This window comes from Polymorphospora sp. NPDC051019 (assembly GCF_040683055.1).
Lineage (GTDB): Bacteria > Actinomycetota > Actinomycetes > Mycobacteriales > Micromonosporaceae > Polymorphospora > Polymorphospora lycopeni.
The window spans coordinates 172,351-194,012 of record NZ_JBFBCH010000003.1 but is presented as its reverse complement, the minus strand read 5'-3'; the positions used below and the strand labels follow the sequence as shown (position 1 = coordinate 194,012).

General features: G+C 71.6%; 21 protein-coding genes and 1 pseudogene. 13 read left to right on the top strand and 9 right to left on the bottom strand.

From position 1 onward, the window contains the following. Positions 1-25 precede the first annotated feature (25 nt). Complete coding sequence (locus AB0M79_RS07880; RefSeq protein ID WP_364209265.1) at positions 26-952, top strand: NAD(P)-dependent oxidoreductase; 927 nt, start codon at positions 26-28, stop codon at positions 950-952. 181 nt (positions 953-1,133) lie between these two features. Further along, positions 1,134-1,658 carry an alpha/beta hydrolase gene (locus AB0M79_RS07875; protein ID WP_364209262.1) on the top strand — a complete coding sequence of 175 codons (525 nt, stop codon included), beginning with the start codon at positions 1,134-1,136 and terminating at the stop codon, positions 1,656-1,658. Here AB0M79_RS07875 and AB0M79_RS07870 read toward each other — a convergent pair. Further along, entirely contained in the window at positions 1,607-2,119 is a 513-nt protein-coding gene (locus AB0M79_RS07870; RefSeq protein ID WP_357539370.1) for a macro domain-containing protein, read from the bottom strand. The two genes, AB0M79_RS07875 and AB0M79_RS07870, sit on opposite strands and share 52 nt — an antisense overlap. Before the next feature lie 84 nt (positions 2,120-2,203). On the opposite strand from AB0M79_RS07870, the gene AB0M79_RS07865 reads away from it, so the two are divergent. From AB0M79_RS07865 to AB0M79_RS07855, 3 genes are all read left to right on the top strand, one after another. Beyond that, complete coding sequence (locus AB0M79_RS07865) at positions 2,204-2,758, top strand: NADAR family protein (protein WP_364209259.1); 555 nt, start codon at positions 2,204-2,206, stop codon at positions 2,756-2,758. Between the two features lie 5 nt (positions 2,759-2,763). Beyond that, on the top strand, positions 2,764-3,018 hold the full coding sequence (locus tag AB0M79_RS07860; protein ID WP_364209256.1) for a hypothetical protein: 255 nt from the start codon (positions 2,764-2,766) through the stop codon (positions 3,016-3,018). A 344-nt stretch (positions 3,019-3,362) separates the two neighbouring features. Continuing rightward, a complete protein-coding gene (locus tag AB0M79_RS07855; RefSeq protein WP_364209906.1) occupies positions 3,363-4,925 on the top strand; it encodes an RICIN domain-containing protein in 1,563 nt (520 codons plus the stop codon). 47 nt (positions 4,926-4,972) lie between these two features. On the opposite strand, the gene AB0M79_RS07850 is transcribed toward AB0M79_RS07855, so the two are convergent. After that, positions 4,973-6,157, bottom strand: a complete 1,185-nt coding sequence (locus AB0M79_RS07850) for a damage-control phosphatase ARMT1 family protein (RefSeq protein ID WP_364209253.1) — start codon at positions 6,155-6,157, stop codon at positions 4,973-4,975. Continuing rightward, the gene (locus AB0M79_RS07845) at positions 6,154-7,083 is read right to left on the bottom strand and encodes a TIGR03621 family F420-dependent LLM class oxidoreductase (RefSeq protein WP_364209250.1); all 930 of its coding nucleotides are present in this window, start codon (positions 7,081-7,083) and stop codon (positions 6,154-6,156) included. Before AB0M79_RS07845 ends, AB0M79_RS07850 begins: the two co-directional genes overlap by 4 nt. 158 nt (positions 7,084-7,241) lie before the next feature. Here AB0M79_RS07845 and AB0M79_RS07840 point away from each other — a divergent pair, with 158 nt between their 5' ends. The 6 genes from AB0M79_RS07840 (at position 7,242) to AB0M79_RS07815 (ending at position 15,827) form a co-directional block, all read left to right on the top strand. Beyond that, positions 7,242-8,591 (top strand): phytase, encoded by a 1,350-nt coding sequence (locus AB0M79_RS07840; protein WP_364209247.1) that lies wholly within the window; start codon positions 7,242-7,244, stop codon positions 8,589-8,591. 190 nt (positions 8,592-8,781) lie between these two features. Further along, positions 8,782-9,534: a MerR family transcriptional regulator gene (locus AB0M79_RS07835; RefSeq protein ID WP_364209244.1), complete on the top strand. Its 753-nt coding sequence runs from the start codon at positions 8,782-8,784 to the stop codon at positions 9,532-9,534. Between the two features lie 289 nt (positions 9,535-9,823). Continuing rightward, on the top strand, positions 9,824-11,608 hold the full coding sequence (locus AB0M79_RS07830; RefSeq protein WP_364209241.1) for an N-acetylglutaminylglutamine amidotransferase: 1,785 nt from the start codon (positions 9,824-9,826) through the stop codon (positions 11,606-11,608). A gap of 11 nt (positions 11,609-11,619) precedes the next feature. Next, a complete protein-coding gene (gene ngg / locus AB0M79_RS07825) occupies positions 11,620-13,452 on the top strand; it encodes an N-acetylglutaminylglutamine synthetase (RefSeq protein WP_364209238.1) in 1,833 nt (610 codons plus the stop codon). Beyond that, a complete protein-coding gene (locus AB0M79_RS07820; protein WP_364209235.1) occupies positions 13,449-14,654 on the top strand; it encodes an osmoprotectant NAGGN system M42 family peptidase in 1,206 nt (401 codons plus the stop codon). Before ngg ends, AB0M79_RS07820 begins: the two co-directional genes overlap by 4 nt. A gap of 57 nt (positions 14,655-14,711) precedes the next feature. Beyond that, positions 14,712-15,827, top strand: a complete 1,116-nt coding sequence (locus AB0M79_RS07815) for a MerR family transcriptional regulator (RefSeq protein ID WP_364209232.1) — start codon at positions 14,712-14,714, stop codon at positions 15,825-15,827. 58 nt (positions 15,828-15,885) lie between these two features. Here AB0M79_RS07815 and AB0M79_RS07810 read toward each other — a convergent pair whose 3' ends face one another. From AB0M79_RS07810 to AB0M79_RS07790, 5 genes are all read right to left on the bottom strand, one after another. After that, positions 15,886-18,084, bottom strand: coding sequence for an FtsX-like permease family protein (locus AB0M79_RS07810; protein ID WP_364209229.1), 2,199 nt, complete (start codon positions 18,082-18,084; stop codon positions 15,886-15,888). Next, positions 18,081-18,752, bottom strand: a complete 672-nt coding sequence (locus tag AB0M79_RS07805) for an ABC transporter ATP-binding protein (protein WP_364209226.1) — start codon at positions 18,750-18,752, stop codon at positions 18,081-18,083. The genes AB0M79_RS07810 and AB0M79_RS07805 overlap by 4 nt, the downstream gene beginning before the upstream one ends. Further along, on the bottom strand, positions 18,749-19,276 hold the full coding sequence (locus AB0M79_RS07800; RefSeq protein WP_357539386.1) for a PadR family transcriptional regulator: 528 nt from the start codon (positions 19,274-19,276) through the stop codon (positions 18,749-18,751). Before AB0M79_RS07800 ends, AB0M79_RS07805 begins: the two co-directional genes overlap by 4 nt. Before the next feature lie 619 nt (positions 19,277-19,895). Further along, entirely contained in the window at positions 19,896-20,153 is a 258-nt protein-coding gene (locus AB0M79_RS07795; protein WP_364209222.1) for a Txe/YoeB family addiction module toxin, read from the bottom strand. Continuing rightward, entirely contained in the window at positions 20,150-20,425 is a 276-nt protein-coding gene (locus AB0M79_RS07790; RefSeq protein WP_364209219.1) for a type II toxin-antitoxin system prevent-host-death family antitoxin, read from the bottom strand. The genes AB0M79_RS07795 and AB0M79_RS07790 overlap by 4 nt, the downstream gene beginning before the upstream one ends. Positions 20,426-20,698: 273 nt before the next feature. On the opposite strand from AB0M79_RS07790, the gene AB0M79_RS07785 reads away from it, so the two are divergent. Both AB0M79_RS07785 and AB0M79_RS07780 read left to right on the top strand, forming a co-directional pair. Further along, positions 20,699-20,953, top strand: a complete 255-nt coding sequence (locus AB0M79_RS07785; protein ID WP_364209216.1) for a type II toxin-antitoxin system prevent-host-death family antitoxin — start codon at positions 20,699-20,701, stop codon at positions 20,951-20,953. Continuing rightward, a complete protein-coding gene (locus AB0M79_RS07780) occupies positions 20,950-21,324 on the top strand; it encodes a type II toxin-antitoxin system VapC family toxin (RefSeq protein WP_364209213.1) in 375 nt (124 codons plus the stop codon). Before AB0M79_RS07785 ends, AB0M79_RS07780 begins: the two co-directional genes overlap by 4 nt. A gap of 169 nt (positions 21,325-21,493) precedes the next feature. On the opposite strand, the pseudogene AB0M79_RS07775 reads toward AB0M79_RS07780, so the two are convergent. Then, positions 21,494-21,625: pseudogene (locus AB0M79_RS07775) on the bottom strand (helix-turn-helix transcriptional regulator); the annotation flags it as partial. Between the last annotated feature and the right edge of the window lie 37 nt (positions 21,626-21,662).

The following is a 21,662-nucleotide window of genomic DNA, read 5'->3' as shown; positions in this document are numbered from 1 at the left end:
CCGCCGAGCGGAGCGAGGTGGACGCGTGACCGGGGCGCGAATCCTGGTGACGCCCCGGTCGATGTCGGTCGCGGGATCGCCGGCGGTCGACCGGCTCCGGGCCGCCGGCTACGAGGTCGTCACCCCGACGCCGGGGCGGCAGCCGACCACCGACGAACTCGTCGCCGCCGTACCGGGGGTCGTCGGCTGGATCGCCGGGGTCGAGCCCGTCCCCGCGCGGGTGCTGGCGCACGCCGACGCGCTGCGTGTCATCAGCCGCAACGGTGCCGGCAGCGACGCCATCGACGGGGCGGCCGCGGCCGCGGCCGGCGTCCAGGTGCTGACCGCCCGGGGCGCGAACGCGCAGGGCGTCGCCGAACTCGCCGTCGCCCTGGCGCTCATGGGCCTGCGCGGGCTGCCCGAGGCGGCCGCCGCGCTGAAGGCCGGCGACTGGCGGCGCAGCCCCGGCCGGGAGGCCGCCGGACGCACCCTCGGCATCGTCGGGTTCGGTGCCATCGGCCGCCGTCTCGCCGACCTCGGCCGTGGGCTCGGGATGCGGGTGGTGGCGCACGACCCGTACGTCACCGACGCCGGCGACGTGCCGCTGCTGCCGCTGCCCGAGTTGCTGCGTACGAGTGAGGTGGTGTCGTTGCACGTGCCGCCGTCACCGGACGGTCCGCTGCTCGGGGCCGCCGAGCTGGCGCTGCTGCGCGACGACGTCGTACTGCTGAACACCGCGCGCTCGACGCTCGTCGACGAGACGGCGCTGCTGGTCGAACTCGGGTCGGGCCGGATCGCGCTCTACTCCGTCGACGCGTTCGACCGCGAGCCGCCGGAGCCGTCGGCGCTGCTCGCCCATCCCCGGGTGGTGCCGACACCGCACCTGGGGGCGGCGACGGCCGAGAGCGTACGGCGGGCGTCCGACGCCGCCGTCGACAACCTGCTCGCGGCGCTGGGTCCGGCCGCCGCCTGATCCGGCACCGGCCCAGGCACCGGGCCGGTGCCGGTTCACGCGGGGCCGGGCCCCAGGCCGCGGGCTCGCCATGATCGTCTGCGATTCAGGCTGTCGACACGCCGTGCCGGCACAGCCTGAACCGCAGACGATCACCCTCGCCGGGCCGCGAGACACGGTGGCCGACCCTAATATCGGCGGGATGACCCGTCACCTTCTCGTGCCCGGGCGGGGGCGCCCCCGGCCCGAACACTGGTTGCGGCGCTGGGCCGACACACACCCGGAAGCCCGCTGGGCGCCGCGCCCGCCCGGACCGCCGTACGTCGTCGACGAGCGGGTGGCGGCGCTGCACGCGGCCATCTCCGCCGACGACGAGCCGGCGGTGCTGATCGCACACAGTGCCGGCTGCATCAGCGTGGCGGTGTGGGCGGCCCGCCACACCGGTCCGGTGCGGGCCGCGCTGATGGTGACGCCGCCGTACCTCGGTCCGGAGACTCCGCGGTCGGACGAGTTCGCCTACGACGTGCCCCGCGACCGGTTGCCGTTCCGCACGATCGTCGTCGCCAGCCGGACCGATCCGTACACCACGTACCCGCAGTTCGAGCAGTATGCCGAGGACTGGGGCGCGGAACTCTTCGACGCCGGTGACGTGGGCCACCTCGACACGTCGAGCGGCTACGGCCCGTGGCCGGACGGTGAGCGGCTGGTCGAGGCACTCACGTCGTAGACGGTCACCGGCACGTCGCGTTCGCAGAGCGTACGGGTGACGATCGGCTCGATCCGCGACCAGGTGCCGCCGGACAGGCCGCAGCCGATGCGGGGCATGTGCACCGACGCGGTCAACGCGAGCGCCTGGTCGGCGAGCGCGGTCAGGCAGCGTTCGACCGCCTCGTAGCGGATCGGCGGCCCCTTGCTGCCGGTCCGGATGCCACGCTGGCCGACCATGTTGGCGACCCAGGTGTCCGGTGTGACCCGCACCAGCCTGGTCGCGCCGAGCCCGAAGTCGTTGCGGGCCCGGTGCCGGTGCCAGTCACGGAAGTCGCGCTCGGGCTCCGGCCAGCGGCGGGAGACCGCCAGCACGAAGCCCCTGCCCCAGCCGCCGAGGTCGTTGCAGACGTGGGCGATCACCTTCGGCCCCTTGGCCTGTGGGCTGGTCGCGTCCCCTTTGAGGAACCTCAACGGGATCATGGCGCCCAGCATGCCGGCCGGGTACGACATCCCGGCCGTATTTTCGGCGGCGGACCGTCGGACCCGTACGGCAGACTGGCCGCCATGCCGGCCCGTACCGTGGACGCCCTCGTCGCCGCCCGAGCCTCCGGGACGAAGGTCAAGTACCTGTTCTTCTGGGGGCACCAGCCGCAGCGCGACGGCAGCATCGGCGCCGGCTGCCTGAGCCAGTGGTGGCCGGCGGCTTTCACCGTCGACGGCACCCGCTACGCGACCGCCGAGCACTACATGATGTGGTCGAAGGCGACGCTGTTCGGCGACGCGGAGGCCGCCGGACGGATCCTCGCGGCGGGGCATCCGCAGCGGGCGAAGGCGCTGGGCCGGCAGGTTCGCGGCTTCGACGAGGCCGTCTGGGTGGAGCACCGCTACCAGATCGTGGTGGCCGGCAGCGTCGCGAAGTTCGGCCAGCACCCCGACCTGCGGGCCTACCTGCTCGGCACCGGTGAACGGGTGCTGGTGGAGGCCAGCCCGCTGGACCGGGTGTGGGGCATCGGCCTGGCCGCCGACGACCCCCGCGCCGCCGACCCGGCAAGATGGCGGGGGCCGAACCTGCTCGGCTTCGCCCTCATGGACGCCCGCGACCGGCTACGGCACGGGTGAGAGCGGTGGACACGACACGGCCGGCCCAGTCGATCGAACAACCCGCGTGTCCGCGCTGCGGCCAGACCGGCCGACCGGTCCTCATCGGCATGCCGAGCCTGGAGGCCTTCGAAGCGGCCGAGCGTGGTTTGTTGGTGCTCGGCGGCTGTGTCGAGGGGGAGGAAAGTCCACACTGGATGTGCCGGGCCGGGCACGGCTGGCGCGGTTCGGACGAGCTCCGGCAGGCCGCGATCAGTGTCGCGATCGAGGCGGCCGGCTAGCCGGCCGCCAACTCGGTCAGGGCCCCCGCCGTCGCGGTCCGGACGTCGGCCGCCGCGAGGTCGACGCCGAGGGTCGGCACCCGACCACCCTGGACACCGGTTCCGCCGGCCGCGATACCGCGTCACCGTCCGTACGACCGATGGCCACGCGTCCCGGCACGTAGGCAACCGTTTGATCTGATCTACGTAGTTCGATACCTTGCGGGGCGCGGAAAGCCCTTTCCGACAGGCGTGCCGTCCCGCACGCCGGGCTTTTCCCCACCCACCCCCAGGGAGGTCCCATGCCAGCAACCCACACCCACGGCAGACCCCGCCGCGGCCTCGCCATCGGGCTGGCCACCGTCATGGTGGCGACCGGTGTCTTGGTCGCCGGGCAGGTCGCCGAGGCACCCCCGGCCTCGGCCGCCACCGTCGACACCGGTGCCTGGTACGTCATCACGTCCCGGCACAGCGGCAAGGCGATCGACGTCTACAACTTCGCCACGAACGACGGCGCGCCGATCGTGCAGTGGAGCCGCAACGACGGCAACCAGCAGCAGTGGCAGTTCGTCGACGCCGGCAACGGCTACTACAAGATCCGGTCGCGGCACAGCGGAAAGTTCCTCGAACTGCCGAACGCCACCGACGGCACCCAACTGATCCAGAACGCCGACAACGGCACCACCCGGCAGCACTTCCGGCTGGCCGACTCCGACGGCGGACACGTCCGCTTCGTCAACCGGCACAACAGCAAGGCGCTGGACGTGTGGGAATGGTCCACGGCCGACGGCGGCATCATCTCGCAGTACCAGGACCTCGGCGGCTGGAACCAGCAGTGGCAACTGGTCCGGGTCGGTTCCGGCAGCGGCGGCGGCTGCGGCGACGGGTCGTTCCACGCCGAGGCGACCCTGAACGGCAACACGTGGACCGCCCGTAACGGCGGCTCGACCGTCTACACCGGCTCCGACATGCTCGCCGCGATGCAGGCGGCGGTGAACAGCCTGACCCCGGGGCGTACGAGCAAGCAGCGGGTCGTGGTGCGCGGCTCCGGCTCGATCAGCGCCAACTCCCGGCTGTCCCTGCCGAGCTACACGGTGCTGGCCGTCTGCGGCACCGTCAACGTGACCGGATCCGGCACCGGTGACCAGGCACCCGTCTACTCCCGCGGCACCACCGACGTCGAGGTGCAGAACCTGACCGTGACCGGTGTCCCCCGGTACGGCATCTTCGCCCGCAACGTCAACAACCTGACGCTGGGCCAGATCGACATGCGGGTCTCCAGCGGGCTCGGCGTACGCATCGACAATCACGGCGGCGACCGGGCGATCAAGGTCCGCAACATCCGTATCGACAACGTCTACGCGCAGGGCACCGGCTCGCACGCGGTGGAGACGTACGGCGTCGACGGCCTGACCGTCGGCACGGTGACCGCCCGCAACACGGGTGAGTCGGGCCTGCTCCTCAACGACACCGTCAACGCGACCATCGGCACGGTCGACGCCGACGGTGCCGGCGCCGGCACCGGCTACGCGGCGTTCCGGATGGCCAACCGCAACGGCCGGATCGGCAGCAGCTACCCGACCAACATCCGGGTCGGCAACGTCATCGCCCGCGGTGGCGGGCGCGGCATCTTCTGCGTCTCGGAGAGCGGCGGCGCGGTGATCGACCGGGTCACCATCTCGAACACCGGCAACAACTCGATCCTGCTGGAGAACTGCTACAACGTGAACATCGCCGCGCAGTCCGGCACCGTCACCGGCGGTGGTGAGATCCGGATCGCCGCCCGGTCGGAGTTCCCGCCGTCGTCGAACATCACCATTCAGAACCTGACCGTCACCAACACCAACATCACCCAGAATCCCTGCACCGGCAGCAACAACGTCGTCCGCAACGTCACCCGGGTCAACTCGTCCCTGAACTGGTGCTGACACCCGGGCCGGCCGGCGCGGTCGCGCCGGCCGGCCCCGTGCCCGACCTAGGCCCGGACCTGCACCAAGGCGTACCGGCCGTCGACCCGCCACCGCCCGGCCGCCGGGTCGCCGTCGAGGGCGGCCACGTCCGCCGCGTCGAGGCCGACGACGACGTCGGACTTCAACGTACGCAGGGCCACCAGCGGGGCCGGGAAGTAGTCGACGGTGTCGGCGAACGGCGTCGTCTCCGGCCAGCGGCAGTCGCCGACCAGCCGCCGGTAGTTCAGGTCGCCCTTGAGGACGACCACGGACGCTTCGGCGTACGTGTCGGCGAGGTCGTCCGGCATCCGGTGGTACGGGTGCGGTGCGCAGTAGAACCAGTGGGTGGCGACGTCGAGCCGGCCGTCGGCGGCGGCGGTGCGCAGCCGGTCGGCGATCCCGGCCGCGGCGGGTGGTCCGGCGGCCAGCCGGCGCAGGCAGCCGACGAGGTCGGCGGTGGTCGCGTCGGAGACGTAGTACGGGTATGGCTTGAGGTGCAGCGTCACCCGCTCCGCCGGCCCGGCGTGCAGCAGGTGGTCGACCAGGACCAGGTCGGAGAGCAGTTCCCGACCGGCGTTGTCGGCGACCAGGCAGACCGTGCCCCTACCCGTGGTCAGCGCGGACACCGCGGCGGTGGTGTCGTCGGCGACCAGGTGGGCCGACGGCCCGACGGTGCCGGAGGTGGCCGCGACCCCGATCCGGAAGCCGAGGTCGGCCTGGTTGCCCCACAGTGCGCCGTGCAGCAGGACCCGGGTCTTCTCGGCGGCGGTGAGCCCGGCCGTGTCCTCCAGCGTGCCAAGGTCGTCGGCGAGGTCGGGGGCGTCGAGTTCGGCCGCCTTCAGGAACGCGAACGGGTCGAGCCCGAGCCACGGGCCGGGGGTGAAGAATCCGACCGCCTCCAGCAGTCGGCGGTAGAAGTAGCTTTCGGCCCACAGGAACGGCACGTCGAGCCACGACCGTCCGAAGTGGTCGGCGCCCCATCCGTCCCAGGTGGCCCGGTCCGACGCGGCCGGCGGCAGGGGCCGGACCGGGCCGGTGAGCGTCTCGGCCAGCAGGGTCCGCAGCGCGGTCAGATGTCCCGGCGGGTACGGGTGCGCGGCCGCGAGCTGGTCGATCAGCGCCGGGTGCCGCTCGTGCCACACGTGCCAGGCCAGCGAGCCGGGCGAGTTGCTGAGGATCGGTGCGACACCGGCCGGTACGGCGGCACTCACCGCTGCTCCCCCGCGCCACCGGCCAGCCTCGCGACGACCTCGTCGAAGCCGTACGACTGGCTGTCGAAGACGGTCACGTACGACACGCCGTGCCGGTCCCGCAGGTCGACCAGGCGGGCGCAGACCTCGTCGACCGAGGTGCCCAGCAGCGCGAACGGGCTCGTGAGCACCTGGTCGACGCCGGTGCCGGGCAGTTCCATCGCCGCGATCCGGGCCCGGGGGTCGGGTACGACGCCGGCCCACTGGACCAGCACGCTCAGCTCGATGTCGTCGAACCGGTCGCCGGCGGCTCGCCGCACGTGCCCGATCCGTTCGGCCAGCCCGCTGTCGGAGAAGTTGCCGAAGTCGGGGCCGTCGGGCGTCGGGCTGAAGCCGCTGAACTGCACGATGCCGGCCCGTGCGGCGCCGACCGCGAGGAGCCGGTCGCCGTTGCCGCCGACCATCAGCGGTACGGCCGCCCCCTGTGGCGGCACCGGTTCGAGCCGGAAGCCGGCCAGCCGGCCGGGCGTGACCCCCTCCTCGTCCACCGTCTCGCCGGCGAACAACCTGGGCAGCAGGTCGAGCGCCCGGGCCACCTCCCGGATCCGTTCACCGGCGGACGGGAACGGCAGGCCGAGGCTGCGTACCTCGGATTCCGCGTATCCCGCGCCGAGACCGACGTCGAGGCGCCCGCCACTGACGATGTCGACGGCGGCCAGCTCCTGGGCGAGCGCGCCGAGCGGGCGGAAGGCGACGTTGACGACCTGGGTCCCCAGCCGGATCCGGCGGGTGACGGCCGCCGCGGCGGCCATCGCCGGGATCGGGGCGACCATGCCGGTGTGGTCCGGGAACAGCAGGCTGGCGTAGCCGGCCTGCTCGGCGCGGCGGGCGACGTCGACCGGCGATCCGGTGCCGTCCCAGACAAGACCGAAGCGTAGGGGGCGCATCCCCACACGCTGCGGGATCACCGGCAGCGTGTCCACCCGGTTCGCTGTCGGCTGAGTGCGGGCACTCCGCGCGGACATTGCGCCGCGCGTCCCCGATTTCAACTGTCGTCAATGTCGCGCCCGATCCGGCGCAAGGTACGTCGGCGAGGCTGCACCGCGTGACTCATCCCCGGAGAACCATCCTGACGCTGGGCACGGTCGTCGCGACCCTGCTGGCAGCGGCCCCCGCCGCCGCCCAGCCGACCGCCACGCACCGCGACCGGACCGCGACCGTGACGACCGACAACGAGACCCCGGTCCTCTACGACGACGAGGCGGGCGGCAACGCCTCCGGCGACGACCCGGCCATCTGGGTGCACCCGAAGGACTCGCACCGCTCGATCGTCGTCGTGACCGCGAAGGAGGGCGGCCTGCGCGTGTACGACCTGCGGTCGCGCGAACTCCAGTCGCTTCCCGCGACGGAGGCGCCGCGCACCGACCCGGCGCCGGGCCGCTACAACAACGTCGACATCGCCTACGACATCCGGCTCGCCGGCCGTACGGTCGACGTCGCGGTCGTCTCGGACCGCTACAACGACCAGCTCCGGTTCTTCGCCATCGACCCGGCCGGGTCGGCCGCGCGTACCCCGCTGGTCGAGGTGACCGCCGCCGACCAGCGGTTCCTGTTCAACCCCGACCGGGCGGCCGTGGACGAGGAGCACACGGCGTACGGCCTGGCCGTCTGGCAGCCCCGGCGCGGCGAGACGTACGCCGTCGTCACCCAGGAGGGCCGGACGACGATCGCGACCGTTCGCGTCGTCGAGATCGCCGGGAAGCTCGGCTACACCGACATCCGGAAGGTCGTCATGCCGGGCACGTTCGCGCTGCCGGACGGTTCGACCTGGGTCCCGTGCGAGGAGCCGGGCGTGCTTCCCCAGTTCGAGGGCGTCGCGGTCGACCAGCGGTCGGGTGTCCTCTACGCCGCGCAGGAGGACGTCGGCCTGTGGCGGCTGCCGCTTCCCCTCGGCTCGGGCGGCCGGCCGGAACTCGTCGACCGGGTCACCGACTTCGGCATCCACGACGTCTACGACGAGGCGTCCGAGGAGTGCGTACCGGTCGACCCGGACGCCGAGGGCTTCGGCGGCCCCCGGCTGACCGCCGACGTCGAGGGCGTCGACATCTACTACGGTCCGGGCGGCACCGGCTACGTGATCGTGTCGAGCCAGGGTGACGACACGTTCGCCGTGTACGACCGGCAGGGCCGGAACCGCCCGGTGGGCAGCTTCCGGGTCCGGGGCGTACGCGGCGCCGACGACGTCGACGGGTCCGACGGTCTGGCCGTCACGAACCGTCCCGTCGGCGGCTACCGGCACGGTCTGCTCGTCACCCACGACGAGCCGGAGACGGGGCCGGACGTCAACGCCGACCGTGACGCCACGAACTTCTCGTACGTCTCGTGGGCCGACATCGCCGACGCGCTGTCGCTGAAGGTGGACACCCGGGCCGGCAACGATCCCCGCTTCCGCTGAACCGGCGCCACCCCGACCGTGCCGCACCCGGTTCCGGGCCGCACCCGGCCGGGGTGGCGGCCCGTCGAACCCGACGGCGTGGGGCGCCTCGGGGGGCCGGTGCGAATCAGGGTTGAAGTTGACGCTACGGCAACCCATACCGTGGTGGTCACGGCCGGAAACACCGGCCGCGATCATCGGAGGGACGGGCATGGCCTGGTCGATCGCCGAGGTGGCGAAGGAGGCCGGCGTCACGTCGCGCACGCTGCGGCACTACGACGCGATCGGACTGCTGACGCCGGCCTTCACGGCCGACAACGGCCGGCGCTTCTACGGCCAGGAGGAGCTGCTGCGGCTGCAGCGGATTCTCCTGTTGCGGGACCTCGGGCTGGGGCTCGACGCCGTCGCCGAGGTGCTCGACCGGCAGAGCCGGGACAGCACCGTCGAGGTGCTCGTACGGCACCGGGACTGGCTGGTCCGGGAACGGGGCCGGCTGGACCGGCTGATCCGCACCGTCGACTCCACGATCGGGAACGTTCAGGAAGGAAGGGAGATGACCCCGAGAAAGGTCTTCGAGGGGTTCGAGTCGAACCCCTACGAGGCGGAGGCCCGCGAGCGGTGGGGTGACGCCGCGGTCGACGCCGCCGACGAGCGGATGCAGGGCTGGTCGGCCGCCGACGCGGAGAAGGCCCGCACCGGCTACGTCCGGGTCCACGAGGGCCTGGCCCCGCTGAAGGCGGCCGGGGTGCCGGTCACCGACGACCGGGTGCAGGAACTGGTGCGGTTCCACCACGAGGTGACGTGCCTGTTCTGGACCCCGAACCGGGATGCCTACCGGGGCCTGGGCCAGATGTACGTCGACGACGAGCGCTTCCGCCGCAACATCGGCGGCGGTGACGACGCGCTGGTGGAGTACCTCCGCGACGCGATGTTCGTCTACGCCGACCGCCGGCTCGGCGGGTAGGCGGGTAGGCGGACCGCCCGGTCGTAACGTCGGCCGAGGCCGTCGAACGTCCGGGCCGGCCGCGCCCAGCCGGCCCGGACGCCGGAATGCACCGGCACCGCCGGAGAAAAGCTGCGGCCCTTGTCACAGCGCGACTGCCGAACAAAAGGGTCATCCATGACCAGGAGGGACGTCACTTCCCCACGATCGGCAGCCCCGGGCAAGATCGCGCGCATTCTATCGAACGCCCACCTCAGCAACCATCCGCTCAACAGGCAGGACCGGCCATCCTCTGGCAACATGGCTGCGCATGTGCGGGCTGGCTGGGGAACTGCGCCGCGACGGCGTACGCGCCGACGTGTCGGCGGTGGAACGGATGGCGGCGACGATGCGCGACCGGGGCCCCGACGACAGCGGGGTCTGGTCCCGGGGGCCGGTCGCCCTCGGCCACCAACGACTGAAGATCATCGACCTCTCGGCGGCCAGTGGGCAACCCCTGGTCGACCCGCAGTCGGGACTGACCGGCGTCTTCAACGGCTGCATCTACAACTACCGGGAACTGCGCGAGGAGTTGCAGGCCCGCGGGCACCGCTTCTTCTCCTCGGGAGACACCGAGGTCGTGCTCAAGGCGTACGCGCAGTGGGGCGACGACTTCGTGGACCACCTGATCGGCATGTTCGCCGTGGCGATCGTCGAGCGGGACACCGGCCGCCTGGTGCTGGCCCGGGACCGGCTCGGCATCAAGCCGCTCTACCTGGCCGAGACCCCGGACCGGGTGCGCTTCGCCAGCACACTGCCGGCACTGCTGGCCGGCGGCGGGGTGGACACCACCATCGACCCGGTGGCACTCGCCCACTACCTGAGCTTCCACAGTGTCGTACCGGCACCCCGCACCATCCTGCGCGGCGTCGGCAAGCTGCCGCCCGCCACCGTCCGGACCTACGAACCCGACGGCCGGGTCACCGAACGGGTCTACTGGAACCCGTCGTTCACCCGCCACCCGGACCGCGCCGACTGGTCGGACCGGGACTGGCAGGACGCCCTGCACGAGTCGCTGACCACGGCGGTACGTCGCCGGATGGTCGCCGACGTGCCGGTGGGTGTCCTGCTCTCCGGCGGCCTCGACTCCAGCCTTGTCGTCGCGCTCCTCGCCGAACAGGGGCAGCGCGGGCTCGCCACCTTCTCCATCGGTTTCGAGGCGGTCGGTAACCGGGAGGGCGACGAGTTCCGCTACTCCGACCTGGTCGCGGCGGCCTTCGACACCGACCACCACCAGATCCGGATCGCCACGACCGACCTCGTCCCGCCGCTGGAGGCCGCCGTCGCCGCGATGAGCGAGCCGATGGTCAGCCACGACTGCGTGGCGTTCTACCTGCTCAGCGAAACGGTGTCGGAGAAGCTGAAGGTCGTCCAGTCCGGGCAGGGCGCCGACGAGATCCTCGGCGGCTACCACTGGTATCCGCCGCTGGCCGGGGTGGACCGGGAGCGCGCCCTCGACACGTACGCGGCGGCGTTCTTCGACCGGGACTCGGCCGGCCTGGCCCGCATCCTCGACCCGGGCCGGCTGGCCGACGGCGACCCGGCGCGGGAGTTCGTCGCCGCCCACTTCGCCCGGCCCGGCGCACAGGCCGCGGTCGACGCCGCGCTGCGCCTCGACACCTCCGTGATGCTCGTCGACGACCCGGTCAAACGGGTCGACAACATGACCATGGCACACGGGCTGGAGGCCCGGGTTCCGTTCCTCGACCACGAGTTCGTGGAACTCGCCGCCACCTGCCCGCCGGAGCTGAAACTCGCCCAGGGCGGCAAGGGCGTGCTCAAGGAGATCGGCCGCCGGGTTCTCCCCGGCGAGGTCATCGACCGGCCGAAGGGCTACTTCCCGGTGCCGGGCCTCACCCACCTCGAGGGCAAGGTGCTCGACCGGGTACGCGACGCGTTGCACGCCCCGGAGGCCCGCCGCCGTCACCTGTTCCGCCCCGAGTACGTCGACGCCCTGCTCGCCGACCCGAACGCCGAACTCACCCCGCTGAACGGAAACAAGCTGTGGCAGATCGGACTCCTGGAAATGTGGCTCCAGAGCCACGCGATCGCCTGACCGTGGCCGACATGTCGACGACGGAAACAGCGCGGGCCGACGGGAAGCCGGCCCGGCGGCGGGAACGGGTCGGGCCGGGCGGCGACCCGGTCGCCCAGGGCGATCCCACCGGTACGTCACCCCAACCCGGATCCGGGGTCCCCCGGGCCAGCGGTGGCGACGTGGTGCTCGACTGCGGCTGGGGGCGGCTGGTCTTCGGCCAGACGTTCCACGATCCGGCGGCCGTCGCCGACGTGCTGCGCTCCGAGACCGCCGGCTCCCGGGACATCTGCATCTACCTGCGTGACCCGCACGTGCTGGTGTCCCGGCTGCACGACGAACTGTTCATCGACCCGTCGCTGACGTACCGGCTGCCGCTGCGCGGCCGGCGGGTCGAACCGGGCGACGGCCCGCTGCCCGGACTGCGAATCCGCCCGTTGGCCAGCGTCGCGGACGCCGAAGCGGTGAACCGGATCTACGCCAGCAACGGTATGGTGACCAGCCCGGTGGACGTGCTGGTCGCCAACTCCGCCACCCCACGGTTCCTCCACCTGGTCGCCGAGTCGAGCACCGGGGAGGTCGTCGGGACCATCACCGGCGTGGACCACGTCGAGGTCTTCGACGACCCGGAGAACGGCGCCAGCCTGTGGTGCCTCACCGTCGACTTCAACCACGCCCCACCCGGCACCGGCCAGGCGCTGCTGTCCGAGTTGGCGGCCCGGCTGACCGAACGCGGCCGGTCCTTCGTCGACCTGTCCGTGCTCGCCGAGAACGACGGTGCGATCCGGCTCTACGAGCGGCTCGGTTTCTACCGCACCGCCACGCTCTGCGTGAAGCGGAAGAACCCGATCAACGAACGGCTGTTCCTGCCCGCCCTGCCCGACGGCTACGACCAGCTCAACCCGTACGCGCGGATCGTCGCCGACGAGGCGATGCGGCGCGGCATCCGGGTCGAGGTGACCGACCCGGAATGGGGCGAGCTGCGGCTCACCAGCGGCGGCCGGACCGTCCTGACCCGCGAGTCGCTCTCCGAGCTGACCTCGGCGGTGGCCATGAGCCGCTGCGACGACAAGCGGGTCACCCGACGGATCCTCGCCGAGGCGGGACTGCGCGTGCCACGCGGCCGGGCCGCCGCCGGTGACGACACCGACACCGCGTTCCTGGCCGAGGCCGGCGCCGTGGTGGTCAAGCCGGTCCGGGGCGAGCAGGGCAACGGGATAACCGTCGGCGTACGCACGACGGAGGCGCTGCACGCCGCCGTCGGGTTGGCCCGACGGTACTGCCCGGACGTGCTCATCGAGGAACTGTGCACCGGTGAGGACCTACGGGTGGTCGTGATCGGCCACGAGGTGGTCGCGGCGGCCGTACGCCGGCCCGCCTCGATCGTCGGCGACGGCCGGCACGACATCACCGAGCTGATCGAGCGGCAGAGCCGGCGCCGCGCCGCGGCCACCGGCGGCGAGTCCCGCATCCCGGTCGACGACATGACCCGCGAGGTGATCGCCGAAGCCGGGTACGGCCCGCACGACGTACTGCCGGAAGGGACCGTGCTCGCCGTCCGGCGGACCGCGAACCTGCACACCGGCGGCACGATCCACGACGTGACCGCCGACCTGCACCCCGAGATCGCGCAGGCGTGCGTCACGGCGAGCCGGGCACTGGACGTCCCGGTCACCGGACTGGACCTGCTGGTCGAGTCCCCCGACCGGCCGGAACACGTCTTCATCGAGGCGAACGAACGACCGGGCCTGGCCAACCACGAACCGCAGCCGACCGCCGAACGCTTCGTCGACCTGCTCTTCCCCGGCACCCGGGCACCGCAGCGGCTCTGGTCCCCGGCCGGTGCGGCATCCTCGACGTCATGACCGACGCCCGACCCGTACCGCTCCCGCTCGACCTGGACTACCTGCGGCAGGTGCTGCTGGAACTCCTGGAGATCCCCAGCCCGTCCGGGCGTACCGACCATGTGCAGCAGTACGTCGGCGAGCGCCTCTCCGCCCTCGGCGTCTCCTCCACCCTGACCCGGCGCGGCGCGTTGAGCGCCTGCCTGCCCGGTCCCCGCGCCACCGGCGCCGACCGGGCGATCGTGGTGCACACCGACACCATCGGCGGGATGGTGAAACGGCTGAAGGAGAACGGCCGGCTGGAGCTGAAGTCGATCGGCACGCACAGCGCCCGGTTCGCCGAGGGCGCCCACGTACGGATCTTCACCGACGACCTGGAACGGGTGATCACCGGCCAGGTGCTGCCGCTGAAGGCCAGCGGGCACCGCTACAACGAGGCCGTGGATCTCCAGGGGGTCGGCTGGGACCGGGTCGAGGTACGGGTCGACGAGCCGGTCGAGGACATCGCCGGGCTACGCGCGCTCGGCATCGACGCCGGCGACTTCGTAGCCTTTCTACCCAACCCGACGATCACCCCCAGCGGGTACGTGAAGTCCCGCCACCTCGACGACAAGGCGGGCGTGGCGGCCGTCCTCACCGCGTTCAAGGCGATCATCGACGCGGGCGTCCAGCCCAAGGTCACCGCACACCTGCTGGTCACCGTCACCGAGGAGATCGGGCACGGGGCCAGCCACGGCCTCGACCCGGACGTCGCGGAGATCGTCTCGGTGGACGCCGCGGTGGTCGCCCCGGGCCAGCAGTCCCGGGAGAACGCCGCCACGCTGGTCATGGGTGACGGCGTCGGCCCCTTCGACTACCACCTGGCCCGCAAGCTGGCCGCGATCGCCACCGAACACGACGTGGACCTGGTCCGCGACGTCTTCGACTACTACCGCTCGGACATCGCGGCGGCGGTCGAGGCCGGCGCGCACGCCCGGGTGGCGCTGATCGGCTTCGGGGTCGACGCGACCCACGGCCACGAACGCACCCACCTGGACGGGCTGCGCCACCTCACGCAACTCCTCTGCCTCTACCTCCAGAGCGATCTCGTCTTCCCGGAGTGGGACGCCGAGCCGGAGGGCGAACTGGCCGACTTCCCGTCGCTGGCGGTGCAGCCGGCCTCGGCGGAGGGACCGCGCGAGGGCCCGATCGGAATCGCCGAAACCCCGACGCACACCGGGTGATCTGTTCAGCTGCTTCGGCTTGTTCCTCACGTGGCGTCATGGCACATAGTCGGTGGCGTGGAGGAGCACCTGACCGTGGGGCGGGTCGCCGAACTGGCCGACATAACCGTCCGCACGCTGCATCACTACGACGAGATCGGCCTTCTGCGGCCGTCCACGCGAACCGCGGCCGGGCACCGGGCCTACTCCGCGGGTGACGTGGAACGGCTGCGGGAGGTGCTCGCCTACCGGCGGCTGGGCTTCGGATTGCGCGAGATCGCGGATCTGGTCGACGACCCGGCCACCGACGCGGCCGCGCACCTGCGCCGGCTGCGCGGCCTGCTGCTGGACCAGCGCGACCGGGCCGCTGCCATGGTGACGGCCATCGACCGGGAGCTGGAGGCGCGGGCAATGGGGATCAGGACGACACCGGAGGAGCAGCTGAGAGTGTTCGGCACACGGTTGTACGACACCATCGGATCCGCGTACCCGGCGACACGGCGTACCGAGCCACGGATCGCCGCGCGCATCTGGGACGCGCTGGGGGACGCACGGACGGTACTGAACGTCGGGGCCGGCACCGGCTCCTACGAACCCCCGGACCGCGACGTCACTGCGGTGGAACCGTCGGCGGTCATGCGGGCGCTGCGTCCCGCCGGCACGGCGCCGTGCGTGGCCGCCGCCGCCGAGAGCCTGCCGTTCGAGGACCAGTCCTTCGACGCCGCGATGGCGGTCAGCACCGTCCACCACTGGCCGGACCCGGTCGCCGGGCTGCGTGAGATGCGGCGGGTGGCCCGGCGGGTGGTCGTGTTCACGTACGACGCCGACGACACCGGCTGGCGCCGGCGGTTCTGGCTCACCCGCGACTACCTGCCCGAGTTCGCCGACCTTCTCGTCGGCTGGCCTTCCCTGGCCGACCTGACCCGCGCGATCGGGGGACGCGCGGAGCCGGTGCTCATCCCGTGGGACTGTGTCGACGGCTTCTTCGAGGCCCACTGGCGCCGGCCCGAGGCGTACCTGGACGAACATGTGCGCCGCGCGGTGTCGGTATGGACCAGGGTCGGGCCCGAGGCCGAGCAGCGGGCGGTGACCGGGCTCCGCGCAGACCTTTCCTCGGGCCGGTGGGCGGAGCGCAACCGCGACCTCGTCGCCCTCGACGCGGCGGAACTCGGCCTCCGTCTACTCGTGGCCTGAACCACCGCGCCCGAGAGCACCCCCAGGAGCCGACGCACGCTGGGCCTCGGCGCGTGGCTCACCCGTTCCGGGCCGTCTCCGGGCCGGTGACCCGGCGCAGCAGCGGCAACGTCAAGGCGATGATTCCCAGGGACACCACCAGCCCGCCGCCGACGGTCAGGTAGAACGACAGGTGCGGCGGTAGCAGTGTGTAGCCCAGTTGCGCCCGCAGGAAGAGATGGGCGGCCAGGAACCCCATGCCGATGGCCACCGCGGCGACGAGCAGCAGCGGCACGACGGTTTCCAGCGCGACCACCCGGCGCAACGTGGACAGCCGCACCCCGGTGAGCCGCAGCATGCTGAACGGCCGTTTGCGGTCGCTCAGCCCGCCGGCCACGCTCACCGCCAGGCTGCAACCGGCGATCGGCAGGCTGGCCAGCATGACCACGTCGGCCAGCCGCTGGAACTGGATCATCTGCCGTGCGGAGCTCGACTCCCACTCGCCGATGCTCGCCGGGAAGCGCCCCAGCGGAAACGCGTTGATCAGCATCGTCCGGGCCTGCTCGAACGCGGTGCGGCTGGTCGTGTCGACGACCACCGACAGGATCGGCTGCCGGTCGACCTCCGTGGGGGCGATGCTGGCGGCGTCCCAGACGTGCGTGTCTCTCGTCAGGTCGAACGCGCGCATGCCGATGAGGTCACCGTGGACGGCCGCGACCTGCGCCCCGGCGGGGCAGGTGCCGAACACCACCAGACGGTCCAGTTCCCCGCACGTGATCACGCCGTGCCCGCCGTCCCGGTCGGGGTTGAGGTGCACCAGGGTCACGCTGCGCACGCCGGGGATCGTCTCGAGGCCGGCCGGGATCTGGTCGGCGGTCGGTGCGGGCCCCTCCTCCGGCCAGAACTGTTTCGCCAGTGACGTGGCGGCCACCGAGTCGGTCCGGGGTTCGCCGCGGTTGGCGACGAACGTGGTGATCGTGCCGGTCGCCACGCTGGTCACGAACAGCGCCACGATCAGCCCGCTGACGGATCGGAAGCCGGCCTGCGGGTTGTCCGCGAGACGTCGCCCGGCGATGAGCGTGGCGGGCCGGCTCGCCCGCCCGGCCAGCACCCGGGCGCCGACCATGGTCAACCACGGCCCCGACAGCACGAGCCCGGTCAGGACCAGCAGAAACCCGGACAGGTACGCGGCAAGCTGGCCGTTGGTCGTGTCGGGGCGCCGGCCGATGAAGTACGTCAACTCGGCGAGCCCGACGACCAGCGGGATCAGCCGCCAGGCGCGCGGGGGCTTCGGGGTCACCCGGCGACTCACGCCCAGCGGCGAGATCTGCACCCGGCGCAGGGCCAGCCAGGAGGCCACGACGGAACCGACCGGGATACCGAGCGCGACCACGAGGACGTCGACGAGGTCGAGCGACAGGTCGGCGGTGAAGAACGGTTCGCCGGTGAACGGAATCGTGGCGATTGCCGGCCGGATCGCGAAGAACAGGCCGAACCCGGCAACGGTGCCCGTCGCGGTCGCGATCGTCGACTCCACGGCCGAGACGAGGGAGATCTGCCGTGGTGTGGCGCCGATCAACCGCATCGCGGCGAAGCGCTGCTCCCGGCGGGTGGCCGCCAGCCGGGTCGCGGTGCCGATGAAGATAAGCACCGGGACGAGCAGGGCGGCCGCGACGACGGCGAGCACGAGTGACATGGCGTCGGAGTTGAGTCCGACCGGGCAACCGTTGCGACAGTCGTTCTGGGCGGGGGTCATGATCTGGGTGACCTGGCGGGCCCCCAACTGCTCCAGCTCGGCCGGGGTACGGCCGATGACGATCAGCAGCGATTCGGGGGACGGCAACGCCGCCGGCCCGATCGTGCCGATCCCGTGTCCAGGGAAGCGGTCACCGAGTTCCGTGGCCGGGGTGGTCCGAAGCAGCTCGCCGAGCGCGGGTGAGACGTAGAACTCGCCCGGCCCCGGCAGGCGCGGGATGCCCGGCGGGACGGGTGCGTCCGGACCCGGCGCCGCGACCTCGACCCGGCCGATGGACCGGCCCTGGTGGTAGTCCTCCCGGAGCAGCCACCAGATCGGATCGGCCGACACGTCGGAGGCGGCCGGGGCGGCGGCGGTGTTGAGCCAGGCGTACCGCTGGTTCTGCGCGCCGACCGCGTTCATCGCGGCGAGCGTCGTCAGGAGCATGCCGACGCCGAGCGCCACCGCGGTGGCGATGACGGCGAGCCGGGTGGCGGCCTCCCGGCCACCGGACAGGGACAGTCGCAGACCGAACCGGATCATGAGTACACCAGCGCGTTCACCTTGCCGTCGCGCACGATGACCTGCCGGTCGGCGCACGCGGCCACGCGGGCGTCGTGGGTGACGAGGACCACGGTCGTCTCCTGCTCACGGGCCGAGGCGACCAGGAGGTCCATGACCTGCTCGCCGGTCAGCGAGTCGAGCGCCCCGGTCGGCTCGTCGGCGAACAACACCCCGGGCCGGGCGACCAGACCACGGGCCAGCGCGACCCGCTGCGCCTGCCCGCCGGACAGCTCACCGGACCGGCGCCGCTCCAGCCCGGCCAGGCCGAGCCGCTCGAACCACGGCCGTGCCTCGCCGAGCGCGGCGGCCCGCCGGGCGCCGCCGAGCAGCAGCGGCAGTGCGACGTTCTCCTCGGCGGTCAACTCCGGTACGAGCTGTCCGAACTGGAACACGAACCCGAAATGGTCCCGGCGCAGGATGCTGCGCTCGTTCTCGTTCAGGGTGTCGACCCGGCGGCCGTCGTAGTAGATCTCGCCCGCGCCCGGTACGAGGATCCCCGCCAGGCAGTGCAGCAAGGTGGACTTCCCGGAACCGCTCGGGCCCATGATGGCGACGATCTCGCCCGGGGCCACCGAGACGCTGGCGCCGCGCAGCGCCGGCGTCTCGCCGAAGGACAGAACGACGTCTCGTGCCTCGATCGCCTTCATCCCCGCAACACCGTCTCCCGGAGGGCGTCCAACCGGGCGACAGTGATGTCGATCCAGCGCAGGTCGGCTTCCAGACGGAACAGGCCGTGGTCGGCCAGCAGGGTGTCGACCAGGTCGCCGCCGCGTCTGATCTCGGTGAGTTCCGTCATCCGCCGCAGATGCGCGGCGCGCTGGCTGTCGAGGTACTCCTCGGCGGGCCGGCCGAGCATCAGGGCCAGCACGACCTTGGTGAACAGCACCGTCTGCAGGTTGGGCTCGGCCTCGACGGGCTCGGTCAGCCACGATTCGACCTCGGTCGCGCCCAGTTCGGTGATGACGTACCGCTTGCGCTCGTGGCCTACGCCCGGCTCGACCTCACCAATCACGATCTTGCCGTCGCGGGCGAGCCGGCCGAGGGTCGCGTAGACCTGACCGAACGGCAGCGGCTTGCCCCGGCTGAAGAAGGAGTCGTAGTCGCGCTTGAGGTCGTAGCCGTGACTGGGCTCGCGCTCGAGCAGGCCGAGGAGGGTCATGGGAACGCTCATGCGCAGACCATACACTGAGTGTATATCCCGCGTACATATACCGGGCGTATATCGATGATCGCCGGGCCGAGGAGTGAGCCGATCCGTCTTCCAGCCACAAGTTTCCGCCGCGGCCGAATCACCGGACCGGACGGACTGGCCCCTGATCGCGGCGCTGTACCTGGGACTGGAACGGCTCAGTCCGACCGCGCCGGTACGACTGAGCCGCGTGGTCGCGGTCGCACACGCGTACGGGCCGATTCGCGGGGCTGGCCCTGCTCGACGACCTCAACCGTGACCCGGCAACGGGAACGCGCGGTCCGCGCATATCTGCTGGAGATGACCGGCGAGCGGCCGGCGCGGCGGCACGGTACCGCGAGGCCGCCGCCCTGACGGAGAACCAGCTCGAACAGCGCTACCTGCCGGGCCGGGCGGATCGCCTCGGCCAACTGTGAGCACGGCGGGGCCGGTTCAGCAGGATGAGCTGATAGCTGGTGGCAGTGGGACCCCGAATCGCCCGGCCCGCCGCGCCGGGGCGAAGTCCGACCCGATCGGCGCGCCACGCGCCACCCTTGTCTCAGGTGGCGTTCGGCAGTGGGTTCGGTGCGCAGGACGACCGACGCCCCGACTTTCTGAGCGGCTACCTGTCACCGTAGTGATACCGGCAGGCGACGATCTCGACGTCGTCCTTGGCGATCCGATACACCAGCCGGTGTTCGCGGTCGATTCGGCGCGACCAGAAGCCGGACAGCTCGCCTCGAAGGGGTTCCGGCTTGCCGATGCCCTCGTATCCGTTACGCATCACATCCGCGATGAGGTCGTTGATGCGCTTGACCAACTTACGGTCCGTATGGCTGAGGTACTGGTTCCATGCCGTCGCCGTGAAGACCAGCCTCACGCGACGTCCCGAACCGAAGCCGGGTCGATCAGTTCCCGCTCGGTCGCGTCACCCTCCTCGAGCTCCGCGATCGATCGGCGCAGGGCTGCGGCATTGCTCGGATTGCGAAGGAGGTACTCGGTCTCCTTCATCGACTCGTACTCCGCAAGCGGCACGATGACCACCGGCTCGTGGCCCGAACGCGTCACCACCACTTCCTCCGCGTCGTTGATGACGCTGTCGAGTTCGGCGGCCAGGTTCTGTCGAAGCTGGGTGAAGTTCACGGTCCGCATGATCACCTCCAGGGCAAGTACAGGAAATTGTACCTCAGGCGGTGTCTCGATGGGCGTACCGGAGGCCTGCCACGCTCCGCCCCCCCCAGGCCGGCCGTCTGATCCGCGAGTCGCACGACTCGTCGCGGACTCTGCCCGACTCAGGGCCGTTGGACGCTACTCGATGACCTCGGCCTGACGGCGGGAAACCGAGCACGCGACGCGCACCTACGGACCCGTGGCGACATCGGATCCAAGCGGACTAAGCTGTTAGCTAAGCAAGGAGGTTTCGTCATGTCGCCCGAGGCCGTGCACTACAACATGCATGACGCCAAGACCCACCTGTCGCGCATCATCGAGCGGGTGGAACGCGGCGAAGAGATCATCATCGACCGGGCGGGCACCCCGGTGGCGAAGGTCGTGCCGTTGGTGCGGCGGGCCAACCGCACCGCGGTCGGCTCCCTCGCCGGGCAACTGGACCTGTCAGGCGACTGGGACTCGCCCCAGACCAACGCCGAGATCGCCGTCGACTTCGGCATCGGCGCATGACCCTCCTACTGGACACGCACGTCGCCCTGTGGGCCATCACCGGCGACGCGACGCTCGGCGCCGAGTTCCTCGACCGGCTACGCCACGACCCGGACATCTTCCTCTCCCCCGTCAGCCTGTGGGAGATCACCATCAAACAGAATGCGGGGAAGCTCGTCGGGCCGCCCGACCTCGCCGAGCGGGTGAAGGACATGGACTTCCGTGAGCTGCCTGTGACGCACGCCCACGCCATCGTCGCCGGCCGCCTGCCACCGCATCATCGCGACCCCTTCGACCGCATGCTGGTGGCACAAGCGATCACCGAAGGCTTGACTCTCGCCTCCCGCGACACGTCAATAGCGCTGTACGACGTGGACGTCCTCAAGATCTGACCAACACCGCACGTCCGGCGTTCGGCACCCGCCGGACACATCCTCCGGTCACACGGACCGCGGTGGCACAGCTCCACAGCGCGATCAAGTCATACAACGCGCTCGCCGAACTGCCCCAGGTACGGTGTCCGACCCAGGTATGGCAGTGCGGCGGAAGATCAGCCGTAGCCTACGGCTGTTCGGGTATCCGTTTGAGTGGACCGGAGGTACCACCCCTGCCACCCGCCTCGAGCCGGGCAACCGCCGACTGGGTCATTCCCGCCGCCTGGGCAAGCTGCGACTGACTCCAGCCCAGATGCTCACGAAGCTCCCGTTCCTCCTCTTCGACACGGTGCGCC